The following is a 17,740-nucleotide window of genomic DNA, read 5'->3' on the forward strand; positions in this document are numbered from 1 at the left end:
AGAATCAAAATGAGATCGTTGGGCAAAAGTGAATTATGGAAATCGTCTTAAATCAGCATATTGAAATTACTCCAGGAGTGCGGAGCGGTAAACCGCGTATTGCAGGAACGAGAATTACGGTAGCAGATGTGGCTATTATGTATCTCAGAATGGGACAGTCTTTGGAAGAAATTGCTGGAAAATATCAGTTGTCGTTGGCCTCGGTTCATGCAGCGATCGCATTTTACTACGACAATCGCCAAGAAATTGACCAGCGCATTGCCCAAGCAGAAGCCTTTGTCGAAGCCGATCGCCTTAACACTCCTTCGCTGTTGAAGGAAAAGCTTGATGCGATGAGAAACTATGCCTGAACGGATTCGGTTTCACCTGGACGAGAATGTTGATCCTGATATTGCTTTAGCTTTGAGACGATCTGGCATTGACGTGACAACTTCACAGGAGGCGAATCTATTGGCAGTAAGCGATACGATTCAGTTGGACTTCGCTAGAACACAGTCTTGCATACTCGTGACACAGGATGATGATTTTCTGATTCTCAACAGTCAAGGAATCGACCACATCGGCATTGTTTACTGCCAAAAAGATGCAAAGCCAATTGGCTACATCATTCGGATGCTCATTCTGCTCTATGAAGTTGCTGCACCTGAAGAATTGAGAGGCAGAGTGGAATACCTATAAAAAAAGAAGAAGAAACTTTATTTGCAGGAAACACTGCGATCGCTTCTACTATTTTCCCAGATTTACAGCTAACTGTAGAACAAGTACTTAACGCTGGAGAAAACAATATCTCGAACAGGTAGACGACCAGCGTCCCAGAGTAAAATGTAGTCAATAATTCCTACCCAAAATTCATGCCATGAGCCGATGGCCTTTTTACCACAGGATGCAATAATTGCAGAAGAAAAGCTAACCAAGTATCTGCTTGTGCCGTTGCCAAAAAACGATAAATCTAAATTTCTGGCTAGGGCTGGGTACACACTAGACAACTAGCAACAACTGGAACGGGATCTACGCGCTCAAGTTTTAACGCAATCTGCCGAGGCGATCGAAACAACTCGCTATGGTGAAAAGTATGTCATTCGTGCGTGTCTGCGAGGGATTAATGGCGTTGAACTCAATATCTTAAGCATTTGGATGGTTGCAAACGATACAACCAAATTTGTCACCTTAGTGCCAGTTCAAGGAGTAAACTCATGAAGGTACAGCATCCCCTATTCTCCCAAGTTGCCTTAGCACAAGACTTACCAGAATACAACCTGAAGCGAGGGAATGTTGCAACAATTGTGGAACATTACCCCATGCCTGAAGGGGAAGAGGACGGGTATAGTTTGGAAGGGTTTGATCTGCCCCATGTAACGATCGAAGTACCAGCATCTCAAATTATCCCCATTGCCCAGTGGCAGCAAGAAGAAATGATTTTAGCCAAGTTACGCCAGCTATCTGGAGCGAGGCTGTTGCAATTACAAGACTATCTCGATTTTCTCTTGCAAAAAGAAGAGTCTGAGCATCAGAGTAGGTTCAAATCTCCCACCTAAGTATTTGGAGAGAAAGTTTTTTGCGATCGCTTCAACTATCTCTTGACAGAATCTTGGGGTAAGAATTGACGGGAGGGTTTGAAGGAAATTGAGGGGAGAATTGGGAAGAGAATTATGGGGGAGTAAAAAAACCAGGATAAATCCTGGTACATTGATATTTTAGATTTTTATTAAAAGTTATACCATGTTCTCAAGTAATGAAATGTTTATTTCTGTATTTTTGAGGACTAACTCAAGTATACATCTTTCTGCCTCATCACTTGGCAACAGTCTGTTTATTTCATCAGATGCCGCTTTTTTAACTTTTAATAATTTTTGAAAAGTTTTTTTCATAATAGTTAATACAATAAATTGTAAATAATTGGCTACTATGAAAAAGGCTAAACCTTTCAAAACTAATTTCACATAAATTTAAAAATTAAACACCATGATTATTACTGAAGTTTTATACAAAAATATCAAGAGAGTTCAGTAAAAATACTAGCAACCTACGGGGTGGGGAATTAAACATGACGTTTATAAACCACAGAGGAACTCTTTAGTTTCAGTTGTTGTATCTATGAATCGTTCCAAAAGCCAAATTTTATTATTTATGTTATAAATGTAATAATTCAATTGACTATATACTTATGAACGCCATTGAAATAATAAATTTTATTCTAGCAAAATATAAATTAGATCCTAGTAATGAACATTATTTAGTCATAGTAGATGCAATGCAAAAGTATCAGGCTAATCCTCCTAATGACTTGATTAATGATATGAAGGATGCAAACTACATATCAAAGTATGAAAATTTAACAATATATAAACAGTTTTATTTTGAGAAAGATAGATCAATTTTAGATGATTTCTTTTCGAAATTTCTTATGTGTCCTAACGGTGTAACTTCTGACAATTTTAAACAAGCATTAAGAGAATATGAAATTGAATTTGTAAAAAATCCTACAATCATAGATCCATTTGATATTTAGCGATTTTCTAATCTGGCAAAACCGTGTCCTTTATCTCTGTAAAGTACATATTGCACTAGCAAACCAGCCTGCTGCTGACCAAAACTATTGGTAAACTAGAGGTAACGCCAGTTATGCTGAGTGATTCGTTATATGTTTGCTGAAACCTCCTCGCGCTACGTTACCCGTAACCCGGAAATTTTGAGTGGAGAGCCAATTATTATAGGTACTCGCACATCTGTTCGTGCCATTGTCAGTTTGTGGCGGTTGGGGATTATGCCAGAAGAAATCCTGAACCATTTGCCACATTTGACGCTGGCACAAGTGTTTGATGCCTTGAGTTTTTATCTCGATCATCAGGCAGAGATTAATGAATACATTGAGCGAAACCGAGTACCCGATGAATTAATACATCCATCTGTAAAAGCTATATTGGGCACATCGTGACGGTTTTTGCTGCACTTTACAACGATGAGGATATGTCGGCGTTGGTTGCTAGATTGTTGCGATCGCGTGGTCTGAATATCACAACTGTTTCAGAACAAGAAACTCTCGGCAAAACCGACCGTGAACAACTTGAATTCGCAACTTCTGTCGGCAGATGTATTCTGACACATAACCGTGTTGATTTTGAGCGGTTACATCTCCAATATATAGAGGAGAATAGAGAACATTTTGGGATTATTGTTGTGCCTCAGAAAAACGCTTATGAAGTCGCGCAACGGATTGGTATTCTGGTAAGCACACTAACGGCTGATGAAATTAGGAATCAGTTATTGTATGCATGAATCGTTCCAAATTAAAAATATTAAGGTGGTCGTTGAATGACACTAACCACCATTTTGAATTCCCGGCGTGACTTATTAACGGCAATTATCGCAATGTCCGCAACGCCAGTTAGCAGCTTCTTTGTCAAAACCAAAGGCGTTTAATAAAAACTGCCAACGACACTGCTTTGTAGTCAAATATTGATGCATTTGTTTGGCGGCGTGTAATTGCGTTGGTGGCTGATTTGCCGCTTTTTGCCCAATGGTGTAATGGAAAGGGTCAAGCCAGTTTAACTGACCATTGCTGTGGAGTAAAGCTAAAGCGATCGCACCATCAGGAAATTGTCGCATCACTGCATTCACTTCTCCCTGTTTCGGTAATTTTTTCACAAGTTGCTGCGCTATTTGTTGTTGCGATCGCATTTGTTCTTGAAAAAACTCCTGTCTTTGCTTATCCTCTCGATCTAACCACCCCGTAGGTTCACTCACTAATGTCAGCGCCTCGGCTGGTTTCCCATCCCTTCCAGCGCGGCCAATTTCTTGCACATATTCAGATAACAAATGTGGCGCGTGAAAGTGAATTACCCAGCGCACATTCGATTTATTAATCCCCATACCAAAGGCGCAGGTACAAACCACAAATGGTATTTTACCACTTAACCAACTTGCTTCTACTTCACGGCGTTCTGTTGCACCCAATCCCGCATGATAACTAGCTGTGGCATAACCCATGTCTGCTAACCATTCAGCTAAATCTTCACTATCTCGCCTAGTGCGAACATAAACTAATCCCGATTGTTGCGGTCTATTTTGAATAAACTTTAATAATTGTTGTTTCCTCCCTCGTGGTGTCCAAGCAATGCGAATGCTGAGATGCAAGTTAGGACGGTAAGGATTCAAACGGAAAATCTCTGGTTGCTGTAATTGTAAAACTGTTTGAATAATTTTTTGGGCTAAGGGGTCAGCAGTAGCGGTAAAAGCGGCAATGCTGATTTTTGTTCCTGGTGGTTTTGATTTTAGCAATGCAGGACGCACCGCCCCTAATCTGCGATAAGCTGGGCGAAAACTATCACCCCACTGCACTAAACAATGGGCTTCATCTAAAATTAAGGCATTAATTTGCAATTGCGGCTGACATAATCTTTCCCAGACTGGCGCACTTAGCAAAGTTTCTGGCGATAAATAAAGTAATCTTAGCTGTTGACGTTCTAAAGCTTGCAGAGTTGCACGGCGTTGAGATGAAGACAATTCACTATGTAAAAGCGCTGCTTTCTGATGGCTTTGTAGTAGTTCCTGTACTTGATTTTCCATCAACGCCACCAAGGGCGAAACTACCAAAGTTAATCCTGTTTGTAGGAGTGCGGGAAGTTGAAAACAAATCGACTTTCCGCCACCTGTGGGCATAATAATCAGCGCATCTTTTTGCGCCAATAAACTGCTGACAATTTCTCCTTGTGGCGCACGAAAATCCTCATAACCCCAGATTTTTTGAAAAGCTGCACGAACTTCTTGCCAAGATTTTGTTGTAGGCTGATTCATAATCAATAGTAGATGCATTTATATCCTTGAACACTGAATATAGCCTCTGCTATCCGGCTAATGGTTCAGTAATTTCATCATCTTAGGTTGCAACGCACTGACTGCAAGAAGGGAGCATCTCAGTGAAAGCAAATGCACCATAAATCGACTCCCCCTTAATCCTTCCTTGCTAAAGCAGGAAACAAGATTTTTGCTCCCTCTCCTTAGTAAGGAGAGGGTTGGGGTGAGGTTTAAAGAGCTTTCTACGAAAGTGAAATACTCCCCTGCAAGAATGAATTAGAATTAATTATTACGCATCAACCTATTAAATAGAAGATTCAGCCAGATGAACGAAGAATTAAAACATAAATTTTACATCAGCAGCGATAAATCTAAATTAGATATTCAAATGATTCATGATTTTTTACAAACTTCCTATTGGGCTAAAAATATACCATTAGCCGTTGTGGAAAAGTCAATAGAAAATTCTTTATGTTTTGGACTTTATGAAGGCGATCAACAAGTTGGCTTTGCGAGAGTCATCACTGATTATGCAACTTCTGCGTTGTTAAAAGATGTTTTTATTTTGGAGCCTTATCGAGGACAGGGTTTAGGAAAATGGTTTGTAGAATATATTTTAGAATAAGTTGATGTGCAGCTAAATTGTATAACACGAAAACCCAAAAATATTGTAGTGCGGGCAACATGAGCGCGTCCAATATACAAATTAAATACGCAACAGCTTATCCAGAATTGCAAGATGTTCAAAGGTGGATGTTAGGCACAAAAGATGCTCATGGACTTTATGGCCGTTATGGGTTTAAAAATTTGACCGAGCCAGAAAAAATCATGATGCGTCTAAATTCTAATGCTGATCAAGCATAAGGCAATACATTTCAGTTAAGCATTTTTTTCTTCTCTCAGTTTCCTCTGCGTCTGGAGTGGTTCGTTAAAAAAATTGACTTTGACAAAGAGTTTGAGCCTTATAGCGTTTCCTAATCAGATGAGGTACATCATAGCCCCCTCTCGAAGAGCGGGGAGGGGGTTGGGGGTGGGGTTGTTGTACCTCACTCAACCGAGAAGAGCCTTATACCAATTCTGTATGAAGATGCGCTAAAGCATATTAGGACTGAAATACAAGAAATAAAAACGAACCGCAAAGGACGCAAAGGACACAAAGGAAGAAAGAAAGAAAGTTCAACTGCGAATCAAAACAGAGATGTTTTTACACTTTCTGTGCAGATACTTCTTCTTGCTTTTCTTGAGTTTGCAATGCAGAATACAACCTATTCAACGCATTTACATAAGCTTGCGCGGATGCCACAATGATATCTGTGTTCGCCGCATGACCAGAAAATACTCTAGATTCATAACGTAAACGAATCGTCACTTCTCCAAGGGCATCAATACCACCTGTTACTGACTGCACAGAAAACTCAATCAACTCGTTGGGCACATTCACCACACGGTTGATGGCTTTGTAAACTGCATCCACTGGCCCAGTACCGATCGCAGCATCGGTTAATTCTTCACCGTCTGGGGTACGCAGGGTAACTGTAGCAGTAGGACGGGCGTTGCTACCACAGGAAACTTGCACCAACTCTACCCGGAACAAATCGGGTGCTTGTTGGATTTCATCGTTAACGATCGCTTCCAAATCCCAATCAGAAATCTCTTTCTTTTTATCTGCTACATCTTTGAATCTGACGAATGCTTTATTTAATTCCGTATCTGACAGTTCAAAGCCCAATTCTTTCAACCGAGTGCGGAAAGCATTTCTCCCGGAATGTTTACCCAAAACTATTTGATTGTCTGTCAAGCCAATCAATTGGGCATCCATAATTTCGTAGGTGAGCCTGTTTTTTAACACACCATCTTGGTGAATCCCAGACTCATGGGCAAAGGCATTCGCCCCAACGATCGCTTTATTTGCTTGTACTAACATTCCCGTCAAATTAGAAACTAAGCGTGAAGTTTTGTAAATTTGGCGGGTGTCGATATTTGTTAAGGATTCTTGAGAATCTGCTGGTCTTCCCAAGTAGGGGTTAAAATATTGCCGTCGCACATGCAGCGCCATCACCAATTCTTCTAGTGAGGCATTTCCGGCACGTTCGCCAATCCCATTGATTGTACATTCTAGTTGCCGTGCGCCATTTTTGACGGCTTCTAAAAAGTTAGCAACTGCCAAGCCTAAATCATTATGACCGTGAACGGAAATAATCGCTTGGTCGATGTTGGGGACATTTTCGATAATTCCCTTAATGATCGCTCCAAATTCGCTAGGGGTGGTGTAACCCACAGTATCGGGAATGTTAACTGTTGTTGCACCAGCTGCGATCGCTCCCTCTAAAACTTGGTAAAGAAATTCTGGATCGGTACGCGCCGCATCCATCGGCGAAAATTCTACATCTGTCATGAAGGACTTGGCATAAGCTACCATTTCTTTAGCGATCGCTAGCACTTCTGCCCGTGACTTTCGCAGCTGATACTCTAAATGAATATCAGAAGTGGAAATAAATGTGTGAATTCTGGCGTTAACTGCTGGTTTTAAGGCTTCGGCGGCGGCTTCAATATCTGCTTTAATCGCTCTTGCCAAACTGCAAATTACCGGGCCATTTTCTGTGCCGACAATTTGGGAAATCTTCTTAACTGCTTCAAAATCTCCCGGACTAGCAAAGGCAAAGCCTGCTTCAATTACATCTACACCCAGACGCGCCAGTTGCTTGGCAATAACTAGCTTTTCGTCTATATTCAGAGTTGCTCCTGGACATTGCTCTCCATCTCGCAATGTCGTATCAAAAATGATAATTCGATCTGTTTTGTTTGTCATTTGCCGTTTGTTGTTTAGTTTCTACTTGTGGCTTAATATATCTTCAACCTTAGTTTTTCTTTTACTCTTACCTTTGTAAATAATTGCTAAGACTACTAACCTTCGGTTTTTTCTATTTGTTCTCTGATATCATTTAAATCTATATATCTATCAGTAGCATTCCGTAGCTCTCTAGCGATCATCCCTTCTGTTGATACTACCGTGATATGTGTATTTTTGGATCGTAATAGTTCGATTGCTCTTTCAAAATCTCCATCGCCACTGAATAATACTACTCGGTCATACTGATCAACTGTATTAAACATATCTACAACAATTTCAATATCTAAATTCGCTTTTTGCGAGTAACGACCGGACGTATCATCATAATATTCTTTAAGAATTTTAGTTCTGACTGTATATCCCAGACTAATTAGAGCATCTCTAAAACCTCGCTGATCTTGTGGGTCTTTTAAGCCAGTGTACCAGAATGCATTAATTAATGTTGTTTCTGATTGCTCATGTTTGAAGTATTCTAAGACTCGCCGAGGGTCAAAAAACCAGCCATTTTTTTGTTGAGCATAGAACATATTGTTTCCGTCTACAAAAATAGACAGACGATTCATTGGAGAACCCATACAAATTTACACCTAATAATATAAATGAATTTAGACGGAACAATAGATTATAGCAATTCTCAAATGACAAGTTTGCTAATATCTATAAAGTAGCTCTTTATCTATAGCTTTTATCCTACCTCTTTCAAAGCATAAAAACGGCTGCAATATTGGAGTTGAGATATTGGGTGCTAAACCTGATTCACCTCCGGCACTGCAAGAGCCACTCTCTGATCAAAATCTACCAATAAAATTGACTCAGTGGCAGCATTCATCGCTGCATAACACTAAATTTTACTCCTAAAGAGGTATAGCATAGGCTTAGGGTGTGGATATAAGTTAATGCCTATCTAGAGGTAAAGCTTTCAGTATCAGGACACGCTTTGTCAAAAGTACGAATATTGCGCCAGAGACAGAAGACAACTTGGGACAGCTTCTGGTAGACCATCGACTTCAGAGCCTACCTGTTGGTTGGGTTGGGGTAAAATCTCACCGCAACCAAATACACAGGGGGAGTATATCCGGCTCTGATCTGTGGGACAATTACTCTTTTGTAACTCACTCAACAGAAAAAGAATAAGTTAGCCAATGACTGAGTAGGAATCTCTTGGGGCTAGCTCTGGTAATAAAAGTTTGTTGATGAATAGAAGATACTTTACAAATGTATAAGATTGTCATTTAAGTCTGATTTCAATGAGCTTGTACTAAAACGTGGTCTGAATAAATAAAAGTGTTGGACTTAAATCAATCAGTAACACGATATGGCAGAAGAACCTACATCTACCTTAACTAAAAACTATGTCTCTGCTGCCAATAGACTGTCAAGTAAACCGACAAAAGTAACTTTGACAGCATCGGCTCGCCAGTCCAAGTGGATGGTTCGCTTAGGTCATCTCCTCGCTGGTGCTTGGGTAATCGGCGCAGCACTGCTGAGTGCTTCTGGTTGGGAGTTGGTTGAATTGAGCGAAAATCAGGCGCAATCTGATTTTTTTCAACTGCGTGGGCCGATTGTACCTCCTGAAGACATCGTAATTTTAGCAATAGACGATCAATCAATATCAGTTCCCGAACAGTACTATAAAACAGATCCAAAACAATATGCCTACCTAGAAATACTGAAATCTTATCCTTATCAACGTGCTGCTTATGCCCAAGTAATCACAAAGTTAATCAAAGCAGGTGCCCGCTCTGTAGCGGTAGATGTCGTTTTTGACACGCCAAGTAGTTATGGAGTTACTGACGATCGCCAACTCCAGGCAGCATTGCAAAAATATGGCAGCAAAGTTACTTTAGCAGCCGTCTACGAAAATTCCCAGACGCGCCAAGGATCTTTTATGCAACTGATAGATCCTCAACAGATGTTTCGTACCGGATCAGTGTCCATTGGCTCAGTGAATTTCCCCGTGGAGGCGGATGGTAAAGTTCATCGATTGGGGAGTGAGTTTTCTAAGTTGTTACCTGAAGATAATTTGATCGAGAAGCTACCCTCTTTTGATCAAGCAGCGCTCAGGACAGCACAATTAAATTATCCCCGACCAAAGGGCGATCGCATTAATTTTTCGGGGTCTGCGGGGACATTTGAGCAAATACCCTTTTGGCATGTACTCGACCCGCAAAACTGGAACACCTATTTGCAGCAGGGAAAGGTCTTCAAAAACAAGATCGTGCTGATTGGGGCAACAGATAAGTTAAACAATGATTATTATCCGGTCGCTGCTAGCAACAGCGATAAACCCATGTCAGGCGTGGAAATTCACGCCAATGCGATCGCCACTTTGATGCAAGGTAAAGCGATCGCTCCAGGAATTAACAGCCTACCATTGCGGGGTTTGTTTGTGCTAATTCTAGTTGGTAGTACAGCCTTGATGATTAGCCGACGCAAGCGTAGTATCAATAGATTTCTATCTAGCCTCGCCCTCTCTGGCACTTGGGTAGGAATTAGCTATGGGTTATTTGTCTATGGTCAGTTAATTTTTCCCACTACAGTACCAATGATTGCGATCGCAATGATCGGACTTAGCTACCTGGGAACCTCATTAGTCAGAGAAAGCATCAAAAAACGCCAATTAGTAGACATTTTTCAGAAGTATAAAACTTCCACCGTTGTCCAAGAGATTATCAGCCAACAAGATGACTTCCAAGGACTAATCCAGGAACGAGATTTAGCCTTAACAGGGAAAGTACTGGCTCGACGCTACAAAATTGTCAAAGTTCTCGGTTCCGGTGGATTCAGCGAAACCTATATTGCCGAAGATACCCAACGTCCTGGTAATCCGCGATGTGTTGTCAAGCAACTAAAACCAGCCAACACCAAACCCGAAGGATTGCAAATTGCCAGACGTTTTTTTAACTCAGAAGCGCAAACACTAGAAAAATTGGGAACGCACGCTCAAATCCCCCAACTTTTGGCGTATTTTGAAGAAGATGAAGAATTTTATTTAGTACAAGAACAGATAATTGGTCATCCTTTAAATCAGGAACTCTCAGCAGGTAGAGCAATTGATGAAATTGCAGTGATCAAAATTGTCAGGGATTTATTGCAAACATTAACATTTATCCATAAAAACAACGTGATTCATCGGGATATTAAGCCCAGCAATATCATCCGGCGACATTCAGACGGTAAACTGGTACTGATTGACTTTGGAGCAGTCAAAGAAGTTAGCACAAAACAGCTTGATAGTCAAGAGCAAATGCCCTTCACCGTTGGCATTGGTACTCAGGGTTACGCACCAAGCGAGCAATGTTTTGGGCGTCCACACTACAGTAGTGATATCTATGCAGTCGGCATGGTTGGGATTAAAGCCTTGACTGGGATAGCGCCCCGTGACCTAGATAGAGATGCTGATGGAGAGATTAAATGGAGCGATGCCTACGGCGGTAAACTACGCACACAAGTTAGCCACGCCCTAGCGAAGATTCTCAGTAAAATGGTGCTGGATGACTTCAAACAGCGATATCAGTCTGCATCAGAGGCTCTTGAGGCTCTTGAGGAACTTGAAGCTTTTGACGATGTTATAAATTCCCAAAGCATATACCCCATACCACACGATGACTCATTAATGAATACTTTAGACGATTTAGACGCTCCCACAAAATCTTGCTCAGAAAGACAAGGAGGACAAGATTAAGAATTAAGAATTCAAAATTCACGCATTCAAAATTGAAATTACGAATTACGAATTACGAATTACGAATTATTTTAACGACAGGAATTCTTCTCCTACCGTGGGATGAATGCCTATGGTTTCATCCAGGTCTTCCTTAGTAATGCCCTTGCGAATTGCCACGCCGAGACTTTGAATGATATCTGCTGCGTGTTCACCCACCATATGAGCACCCAAAACTTGCCCAGAATCACCATTTAACACTAACTTGATAGTGGTTGGCTCATTCTGTTCGATTAACTGATACAACAGTGGTTGGAACTGGGTGCAGTAGCATTGTACAGATTCACCAAATTTTTCCCGTGCTTTTGCCTCCGTCATCCCCACACTAGCCGCTTCTGGACGGCAAAAAACAGCAGTGGGCACATAATCATAATTCGGTTTTTGCGGCTTGTTGCCAAAAACTGTATCGGCAAAGGCAATACCTTCTGCTTGAGCGACTGGAGACAATTGCACGCGGCTGGTGCAGTCACCCACAGCAAAAATGTTTTCTTGGCTAGTGCGGCTGTATTCATCTACTTTAATTGCACCATGTTCGCCAAGTTCAACATGGGCATTTTCCAAACTAAGATTCTTGGTATTGGGAGCGTAACCTGTGGCAACTAAGATGGTATCTGCTGTAATTATTTCTTGGCTCTCACCAGTAATAGTTAACAACAAACACTCATCTGAGAATTTGATTTCACCAACAGTGCTATTGGTGAATAACTTAATTCCGCGTTTAATCAAACCCTGTTGTACAGCAGAGCGAATGTCATCATCAAACCCCGATAAAATCATCTCGTCTTTTTCAATTACCGTCACCTCGCAACCGAAAGCGTGCATCATGCTGGAAAATTCGACACCAATGTAGCCGCCGCCAATAATTGCTAAACGTTTCGGCAAATAAGGTAGCTGAAACATCTCGCGGGATGTGATGGCATATTCTATACCTGGGATGTTGGGCTTGAGGGGTTGCCCTCCCACAGCAATTAAAATTTTGTCTGCTGTAACTTTGCGCCCATGAATATTGATAGTATGGGCATCGATGAAACTGGCATATTCAGAAATTAGTTCAATTCCAGCTTTTTGCAATTGCTGAAAATAGGATTGGTTAATGCTGCCAATATGCTGATGTACTGACTTAATAAATAATGTCCAGTCAAAGTATGTTTGACAGTCACTCCACCCATAACTGTGTGCTACTTGATTTTGCAGGGCGAAGTCAGCAGCGTAAACAATCAGTTTTTTGGGAACGCAACCGCGATTTACACAAGTTCCACCGACGGATTCTTGTTCAGCAATGGCCACACGTACACCGTAACTAGCTGCTTTTTTAGCTGCTGCCAATCCCCCAGGCCCAGCACCAATGACAAACAAATCGTAATCAAATGTCATAAAAATCTGTTCCTTTTTTACTGTTTGGAAAGCAGAGCTATTTCATCCCTTATACTTATTCACACAAAACTTCATCTACTGTCTTTGGGTGGACAATTTGGGATGAAACCAGGTTGATATGTAGCACATTGCCGCATTAATCGCAATTAGATCCAAAAAGAACAGCGTAGGCGCAGCCCGCCGTAGGCATCGCTCGATTATTGCTAAGTTATATTACATTATGTTGTCAAACAAGCATTTTGTCTATTCTACAAGAGGTAGATGTTTGCGTAGGCGTAGCCCGTCGTAGACATCGCTTGGGGCGGGTATGCGATCGCACTTTTGATCCAAAGCATATAAATAACAGCCTAATCTTCAGTTACAATCTCACCTAATGACTAAAATAGTTATGGAAAAACACTTGATAATTGAGTTAGTAGCTACGAATTACTACTAATCTGCTTCCACTACTTCTAATGTCAAAATCCCTTTTGGTTTATTCACAACCAACTGCATAATATCCAACCACAGTGAACCAAGCAAAATATCAGGTAGTTCTTCTCCTACATGAACAGGAATGATAAATTCTTTGCCAGCAACAATGACTTTTCCTTCATATAAATCAAAATACTCTAATCCTCTGGCAGTTTGCATCTCAATCTTAGGTATAACTATCGGCCAGTCAATAGCTTCCAAGTCTTGAGAATTAATCGCCAGCCACCCAGATGTAAAACCTGTATCAAGTATTGCTTCAACTTCAAATTGCTCACCATTAGCTACAACCAATTGTATTTCAAAGAACAATTCTCCATTGTTACCAAACTTGCCCGCAATCATATCGTGCCGCAGGCTCCAATTTCGTTAAGGCGAAAGATAGTAAGTTTCGCATCTGGATTAGTATATCGCGCGCAAATTTGCTGTAGCAAACCTTCTAGTTTCGCGTCAATCAGGTAGTTTTCGCTTTCTGCATCAATAGCGATAAACCAGTTGTAATGGTTGTCGATGAGTTGGGGACGAAGAGACTCAAAAATAGTACGACACCGCGCACCTAGTTCATGACGTTGTGCTTGACGGAGATTTATTTCTTCAGGCGTGACGTTAGATTTTCTCCATCCCCGATTTCGGCTTGTTTTTGATAATTGAGTCATATTGAATAAAAATAGATTAGAAGCACTATATATATAATACATTCGTGCGATCGCAGCGAAAACAATAGTTCCATTTCTGACCAATTTCTTAACTACGTTATTCTGTATCCAATATTGGTGTTGTACTGCTCAAAAAGTGCGATCGCATACCCGCGCACCGTAAGCGATCGCACTTCTAGGCAGCAACTTCACTGAAGAAAAAATTCAGCCGATTAAGCCATTGATGCCAGACATGAATTAGCCTTGCACGGTCAAATTCAAAAATCTCTGCTTCTTCACCTGGCAAGGCTACGACAATGAGAGCATGGTTAATTTTGCAGTTAAAGAGGCGATCGCTATAATACCGATTTATCGCACCACCATAAGCAGCTACTTGTAAAGGCTTGTCATAAAGCTTATCAAATCTCAGTTTTGGTTCCTCGGCTGTAGTCCATTCAATTAAATGCGGAACACCTTGATAACGAGCAACTAAATCAACTTTCCCGGCGTAAAGTTCCTGATAGTTAGGCACAACTTGCTCAACCAGTTGAACATCGCTAAGTTCGTTTAGCACAGATTGAACGCTATCCCAGTAAGGCTGAATCAGGCTGTTGTCAGGTTTGGGCGAGTAACCTTGCAGGTGTTCTTTAATCAACTGGTGCAAGGCATTTCCTCGGCGACGGCTGTTAGCAGCGATTCGATTTGCTTCTGCATCGCCAACTTTATTACGCCAATAGGAAAGGGCGGCTAGAGACTTTGGTGGCTGTGTCGCTTTTAAAACTGTGGTGACAGCAGGAAGAAGAACGCCACCATTACCTTGATAGTAGCATCGTCCGTTGATGTAAGTAGATTTCATAAGTGTTGTGAATGACTACATCAACTAGCTTCGAGGGTTGGTGTCTGAGATAGCGTCTGAGTCAGCTATCCAGAGTGTCTGACTTGTTGCATGAGTGTGTATGACTTTTAATTAGCTTTAGTTAAGATGATTAAAAGTTGCGTAGTTGAAATATGGCAGAGCGTGGGCTTAAAGCATCTACAGAAGGTATCGCAAAAGCAAATCAAGCTTTGATCCGTAATAGTTTAAATAAGACTGCTTTAGCAAGAGATTTAGGACTATCTCGTGCAACAGTTACCAATTTCTTTCGTGTAATACCAATTGAACGCCTCAATTTTGAAGAGATTTGTAAAAGGCTCGGTCTAAATTGGCAAGAGATAGTTGATATTCCAGTTTGCAAATCTCATATAGAAGAACATCAAAATACAACATCAAAAAATTTTGATTGTTTGGGGCGTGAGGATGCGATCGCAGGCGTTAAGCTACAACATGAAGTCTTTACTATACTGCAACAGGCAACACTATTGCAGATCGCACCGCTTCCAGAAAGTATCAAACAACTAGAAGAAGCTCTTGAAAATATTCCATCCTTAATAAATGAAAAACGAATTCGTAAAGCTGAATTATTAGAATTGAACAAAAAGCAAAAAAAAGAAAAACTCAATGCTAAAGATGACGAGAGATTAAGATTTATTCAAAAAGATATTACTTTACAATACAAACAAGAATTCTTAGCAAGAGATACAAATTTGAGTGTTTTTTACATTAAGCAATTTTTTGATAAAATACCAATAGAAAAGTCAAAGTTTATCAAAATCTGCTTCGTATTAAATATTGATTGGAAAATTTTCACAGATATATATTTTGTAAGAACACTAGTTTTGTTAGTACCGCAGATACGCTTACAATACTCTCAAAGAATTAGATATTTTTGTGGTAGACTCCATGTATTATATCTCTCAAAGTCTCTTGAAATTGATGACCTTTATGTAGATGTGAATATACTAGATAATCCGCCCAGTTACCAATGGTTGGACTTTACGGATATACCTCAAGTTTATAACGCACAGACACATGAATTTGATCGTTTGGGCTTAGGGAAAGTTAGTCAAGCAAGAGTTGCAGGAGTTTTGGCTGTAGAAAAATATCAGAATCTGATGGTACTAGGTAAACCAGGCGCAGGTAAAAGTACTTTTTTGAAACATATAGCAGTTCAATGTAATCAAGGTACATTAGAAGCTGAGAGAGTTCCTATTTTTATTGGAATAAAACAATTTGCTGATGATTCCAGGAAAATAGGAGAATACGATTTATTAAACTATATCCGTAAAGAATTTGAGATTTGTGGTATTACCGAAGCCGCATTAATAGATAACCTCTTAGAATATGGCAGATTGCTCATTCTACTTGATGGATTAGATGAGGTATCACAAGAAAGTAGTGTTCAGACAATACAATGTATTAATAGTTTTTGTAATATTTTTTTTAAGAACAAATTTATTATTACTTGTAGAATTGCTGCTAAAAAATATAAATTTTTTAGCTTTAAAGATATTGAAGTAGCAGATTTTACATTAGAGCAAATTAAGGCTTTTGCTAAAAATTGGTTTATGGCAGTTGACAATAAATCTGAAGAAGATGGAATTTTTAAAGCCTATCAGTTTATAGAACAGCTAAATTATCCAGAAAATCAACAATTACAAGATATAGCCGTAACACCAATTTTGCTAACTTTGCTATGTTTAGCTTTTCAACAAAAAACACAATTTCCTTCTAATAGAGCAACTTTATATAAACGGGGAATAGAAGCTCTGTTAATAAAATGGGATGAAGCGCGAGGAATTAAACGCGATGATGTTTACCGGCAACTATCTCTAGAACATAAAATAGAACTTTTGACTCAAGTAGCAACTAATACTTTTGAAAACAATCGTTATTTTTTTACAAAAGACGAAATCCAGGATGAAATTTATAAATATATTTCTACTTTAAATTTTATCTCAAATGATACAGCTACATTAAAAAATAATAGTAGAGCAGTTCTAGAATCTATTGAGGCTCAACATGGGTTGGTGGTAGAAAGAGCGCAAGAACTGTATTCTTTCTCTCATTTAACATTTCAAGAGTATTTTACAGCGACAAAGTTTAAAGCATTGATTGATAATTCTGATAATAAAGTGCATACTTTACTATTAAATATTTCAGATGAACGCTGGCGTGAAGTATTTTCAATAGCTACTAATATGACCTGGACTTCTGAACAAATAATATTTCTCAAAAGTGTAATTGATAACTTTATTAGCAGCGATGTAGAAGATGAGTTACAAGAATTGTTATTATGGGTAAAGCAAAAATCAAATTCAGTCATAGTAAAATACAAGTTAGCAACTGCTCGATGTTTTTATTTTTCTCTGGCTTTAGATATAATTTACAACTCTAAAAATAGTCTAACTAGTAATATAGATTTTACCTTAGTCTTTGACATAGATGAACAATTTGCAATTGATATTGCGGGAGCTTCTAATTATGTTGATTCTCTTACTCTTGCTAATGCTACAGAATTTGCACTTGACTTGAATCTTATCAATAAAATTAGAGTTACCTCTGCTGCTGCTCCTATAGATACTATTGCTATTTCTCAAAACTGTACCTCTGACTCCCAATTGAAGAAATCACTAATACAACTTGAACATAGATTACCTCAGTGGGATATTACAGGCAATTATCCAGATGATAATAATGAAATTAATGAAATAACAGAGTATGATAACTGGTGGAAAGAAAATGGTGAAGATTTTGTAGAGAAATTAAGAAATATAATAATTACGCATCGCAACATAGGTCATAATTGGGAGTTTATTAATTCTCAAAATTATAAATTATTAAAGCAGTATTACTATGCTAATAAACTTTTGGTTAATTGCCTAAATAATGCTGATAAAGCTAAAACTATTACTTCCAAACTCCGATCGCACATCGAAGACACCATACTCTTACCCATCGCTGAAATAGAAAAACGACCATTCAAAAATTAAATCGCCTTCTTCTTTGCGCCT

At 39.6% G+C, this 17,740-nt stretch carries 21 protein-coding genes; 12 read left to right on the forward strand and 9 right to left on the reverse strand.

Annotated features, from left to right (window positions below; genetic code table 11):
- Window positions 1–35 precede the first annotated feature (35 nt).
- Window positions 36–350, forward strand: a complete 315-nt coding sequence (locus tag V7K27_RS05990; RefSeq protein ID WP_334945253.1) for a DUF433 domain-containing protein — start codon at window positions 36–38, stop codon at window positions 348–350.
- Complete coding sequence (locus V7K27_RS05995; RefSeq protein WP_334945255.1) at window positions 343–678, forward strand: DUF5615 family PIN-like protein; 336 nt, start codon at window positions 343–345, stop codon at window positions 676–678. Before V7K27_RS05990 ends, V7K27_RS05995 begins: the two co-directional genes overlap by 8 nt.
- 68 nt (window positions 679–746) lie before the next feature.
- Here the strand turns inward: V7K27_RS05995 and V7K27_RS06000 are convergent, their stop codons facing one another.
- The gene (locus tag V7K27_RS06000) at window positions 747–986 is read right to left on the reverse strand and encodes a hypothetical protein (protein ID WP_334945257.1); all 240 of its coding nucleotides are present in this window, start codon (window positions 984–986) and stop codon (window positions 747–749) included.
- Between the two features lie 10 nt (window positions 987–996).
- Here V7K27_RS06000 and V7K27_RS36415 point away from each other — a divergent pair, with 10 nt between their 5' ends.
- Both V7K27_RS36415 and V7K27_RS06005 read left to right on the forward strand, forming a co-directional pair.
- Entirely contained in the window at window positions 997–1,197 is a 201-nt protein-coding gene (locus V7K27_RS36415) for a DUF6883 domain-containing protein (protein ID WP_442947595.1), read from the forward strand.
- Window positions 1,194–1,535 (forward strand): DUF4926 domain-containing protein, encoded by a 342-nt coding sequence (locus V7K27_RS06005; RefSeq protein WP_334945259.1) that lies wholly within the window; start codon window positions 1,194–1,196, stop codon window positions 1,533–1,535. Before V7K27_RS36415 ends, V7K27_RS06005 begins: the two co-directional genes overlap by 4 nt.
- Window positions 1,536–1,712: 177 nt before the next feature.
- Here V7K27_RS06005 and V7K27_RS06010 read toward each other — a convergent pair whose 3' ends face one another.
- Complete coding sequence (locus V7K27_RS06010) at window positions 1,713–1,940, reverse strand: hypothetical protein (protein WP_334945261.1); 228 nt, start codon at window positions 1,938–1,940, stop codon at window positions 1,713–1,715.
- 224 nt (window positions 1,941–2,164) lie between these two features.
- Here V7K27_RS06010 and V7K27_RS06015 point away from each other — a divergent pair, with 224 nt between their 5' ends.
- From V7K27_RS06015 to V7K27_RS06025, 3 genes are all read left to right on the forward strand, one after another.
- Complete coding sequence (locus tag V7K27_RS06015; RefSeq protein WP_334945263.1) at window positions 2,165–2,509, forward strand: hypothetical protein; 345 nt, start codon at window positions 2,165–2,167, stop codon at window positions 2,507–2,509.
- A 132-nt stretch (window positions 2,510–2,641) separates the two neighbouring features.
- Window positions 2,642–2,935: a DUF433 domain-containing protein gene (locus V7K27_RS06020; RefSeq protein ID WP_334945264.1), complete on the forward strand. Its 294-nt coding sequence runs from the start codon at window positions 2,642–2,644 to the stop codon at window positions 2,933–2,935.
- Window positions 2,932–3,276 (forward strand): DUF5615 family PIN-like protein, encoded by a 345-nt coding sequence (locus V7K27_RS06025; RefSeq protein WP_334945265.1) that lies wholly within the window; start codon window positions 2,932–2,934, stop codon window positions 3,274–3,276. The genes V7K27_RS06020 and V7K27_RS06025 overlap by 4 nt, the downstream gene beginning before the upstream one ends.
- A gap of 75 nt (window positions 3,277–3,351) precedes the next feature.
- Here the strand turns inward: V7K27_RS06025 and V7K27_RS06030 are convergent, their stop codons facing one another.
- Complete coding sequence (locus tag V7K27_RS06030; RefSeq protein WP_334945266.1) at window positions 3,352–4,794, reverse strand: RecQ family ATP-dependent DNA helicase; 1,443 nt, start codon at window positions 4,792–4,794, stop codon at window positions 3,352–3,354.
- A 325-nt stretch (window positions 4,795–5,119) separates the two neighbouring features.
- Between V7K27_RS06030 and V7K27_RS06035 the strand changes: the two genes are divergently transcribed.
- Window positions 5,120–5,419, forward strand: coding sequence for a GNAT family N-acetyltransferase (locus tag V7K27_RS06035; RefSeq protein ID WP_334945267.1), 300 nt, complete (start codon window positions 5,120–5,122; stop codon window positions 5,417–5,419).
- Window positions 5,420–5,478: 59 nt separating this feature from the next.
- Window positions 5,479–5,658, forward strand: coding sequence for a hypothetical protein (locus V7K27_RS06040; RefSeq protein WP_334945268.1), 180 nt, complete (start codon window positions 5,479–5,481; stop codon window positions 5,656–5,658).
- Between the two features lie 340 nt (window positions 5,659–5,998).
- On the opposite strand, the gene V7K27_RS06045 is transcribed toward V7K27_RS06040, so the two are convergent.
- Together V7K27_RS06045 and V7K27_RS06050 are read right to left on the reverse strand one after the other, a co-directional pair.
- Complete coding sequence (locus V7K27_RS06045) at window positions 5,999–7,603, reverse strand: 2-isopropylmalate synthase (protein ID WP_334945269.1); 1,605 nt, start codon at window positions 7,601–7,603, stop codon at window positions 5,999–6,001.
- A 95-nt stretch (window positions 7,604–7,698) separates the two neighbouring features.
- The gene (locus V7K27_RS06050) at window positions 7,699–8,220 is read right to left on the reverse strand and encodes a LabA-like NYN domain-containing protein (RefSeq protein ID WP_196517317.1); all 522 of its coding nucleotides are present in this window, start codon (window positions 8,218–8,220) and stop codon (window positions 7,699–7,701) included.
- A 740-nt stretch (window positions 8,221–8,960) separates the two neighbouring features.
- Here V7K27_RS06050 and V7K27_RS06055 point away from each other — a divergent pair.
- The gene (locus V7K27_RS06055) at window positions 8,961–11,330 is read left to right on the forward strand and encodes a CHASE2 domain-containing serine/threonine-protein kinase (protein WP_334945271.1); all 2,370 of its coding nucleotides are present in this window, start codon (window positions 8,961–8,963) and stop codon (window positions 11,328–11,330) included.
- Window positions 11,331–11,396: 66 nt separating this feature from the next.
- On the opposite strand, the gene gorA is transcribed toward V7K27_RS06055, so the two are convergent.
- The gene (gorA, locus tag V7K27_RS06060; RefSeq protein WP_334945273.1) at window positions 11,397–12,743 is read right to left on the reverse strand and encodes a glutathione-disulfide reductase; all 1,347 of its coding nucleotides are present in this window, start codon (window positions 12,741–12,743) and stop codon (window positions 11,397–11,399) included.
- 239 nt (window positions 12,744–12,982) lie between these two features.
- Here gorA and V7K27_RS06065 point away from each other — a divergent pair, with 239 nt between their 5' ends.
- Window positions 12,983–13,117 (forward strand): hypothetical protein, encoded by a 135-nt coding sequence (locus V7K27_RS06065; RefSeq protein ID WP_334945275.1) that lies wholly within the window; start codon window positions 12,983–12,985, stop codon window positions 13,115–13,117.
- Between the two features lie 58 nt (window positions 13,118–13,175).
- On the opposite strand, the gene V7K27_RS06070 is transcribed toward V7K27_RS06065, so the two are convergent.
- The 3 genes from V7K27_RS06070 to V7K27_RS06080 form a co-directional block, all read right to left on the reverse strand.
- Entirely contained in the window at window positions 13,176–13,559 is a 384-nt protein-coding gene (locus V7K27_RS06070; protein ID WP_334884770.1) for an aspartyl protease, read from the reverse strand.
- Window positions 13,556–13,870 carry a hypothetical protein gene (locus V7K27_RS06075; protein ID WP_334945276.1) on the reverse strand — a complete coding sequence of 105 codons (315 nt, stop codon included), beginning with the start codon at window positions 13,868–13,870 and terminating at the stop codon, window positions 13,556–13,558. The genes V7K27_RS06070 and V7K27_RS06075 overlap by 4 nt, the downstream gene beginning before the upstream one ends.
- A gap of 175 nt (window positions 13,871–14,045) precedes the next feature.
- The gene (locus V7K27_RS06080) at window positions 14,046–14,705 is read right to left on the reverse strand and encodes an exonuclease (RefSeq protein WP_334945278.1); all 660 of its coding nucleotides are present in this window, start codon (window positions 14,703–14,705) and stop codon (window positions 14,046–14,048) included.
- A gap of 152 nt (window positions 14,706–14,857) precedes the next feature.
- Here V7K27_RS06080 and V7K27_RS06085 point away from each other — a divergent pair, with 152 nt between their 5' ends.
- Entirely contained in the window at window positions 14,858–17,719 is a 2,862-nt protein-coding gene (locus tag V7K27_RS06085; RefSeq protein WP_334945280.1) for an NACHT domain-containing NTPase, read from the forward strand.
- Window positions 17,720–17,740 lie beyond the last annotated feature (21 nt).

It is taken from the genome of Nostoc sp. (genome assembly GCF_036919575.1).
In the GTDB taxonomy this organism is placed as follows: Bacteria; Cyanobacteriota; Cyanobacteriia; order Cyanobacteriales; family Nostocaceae; genus Nostoc.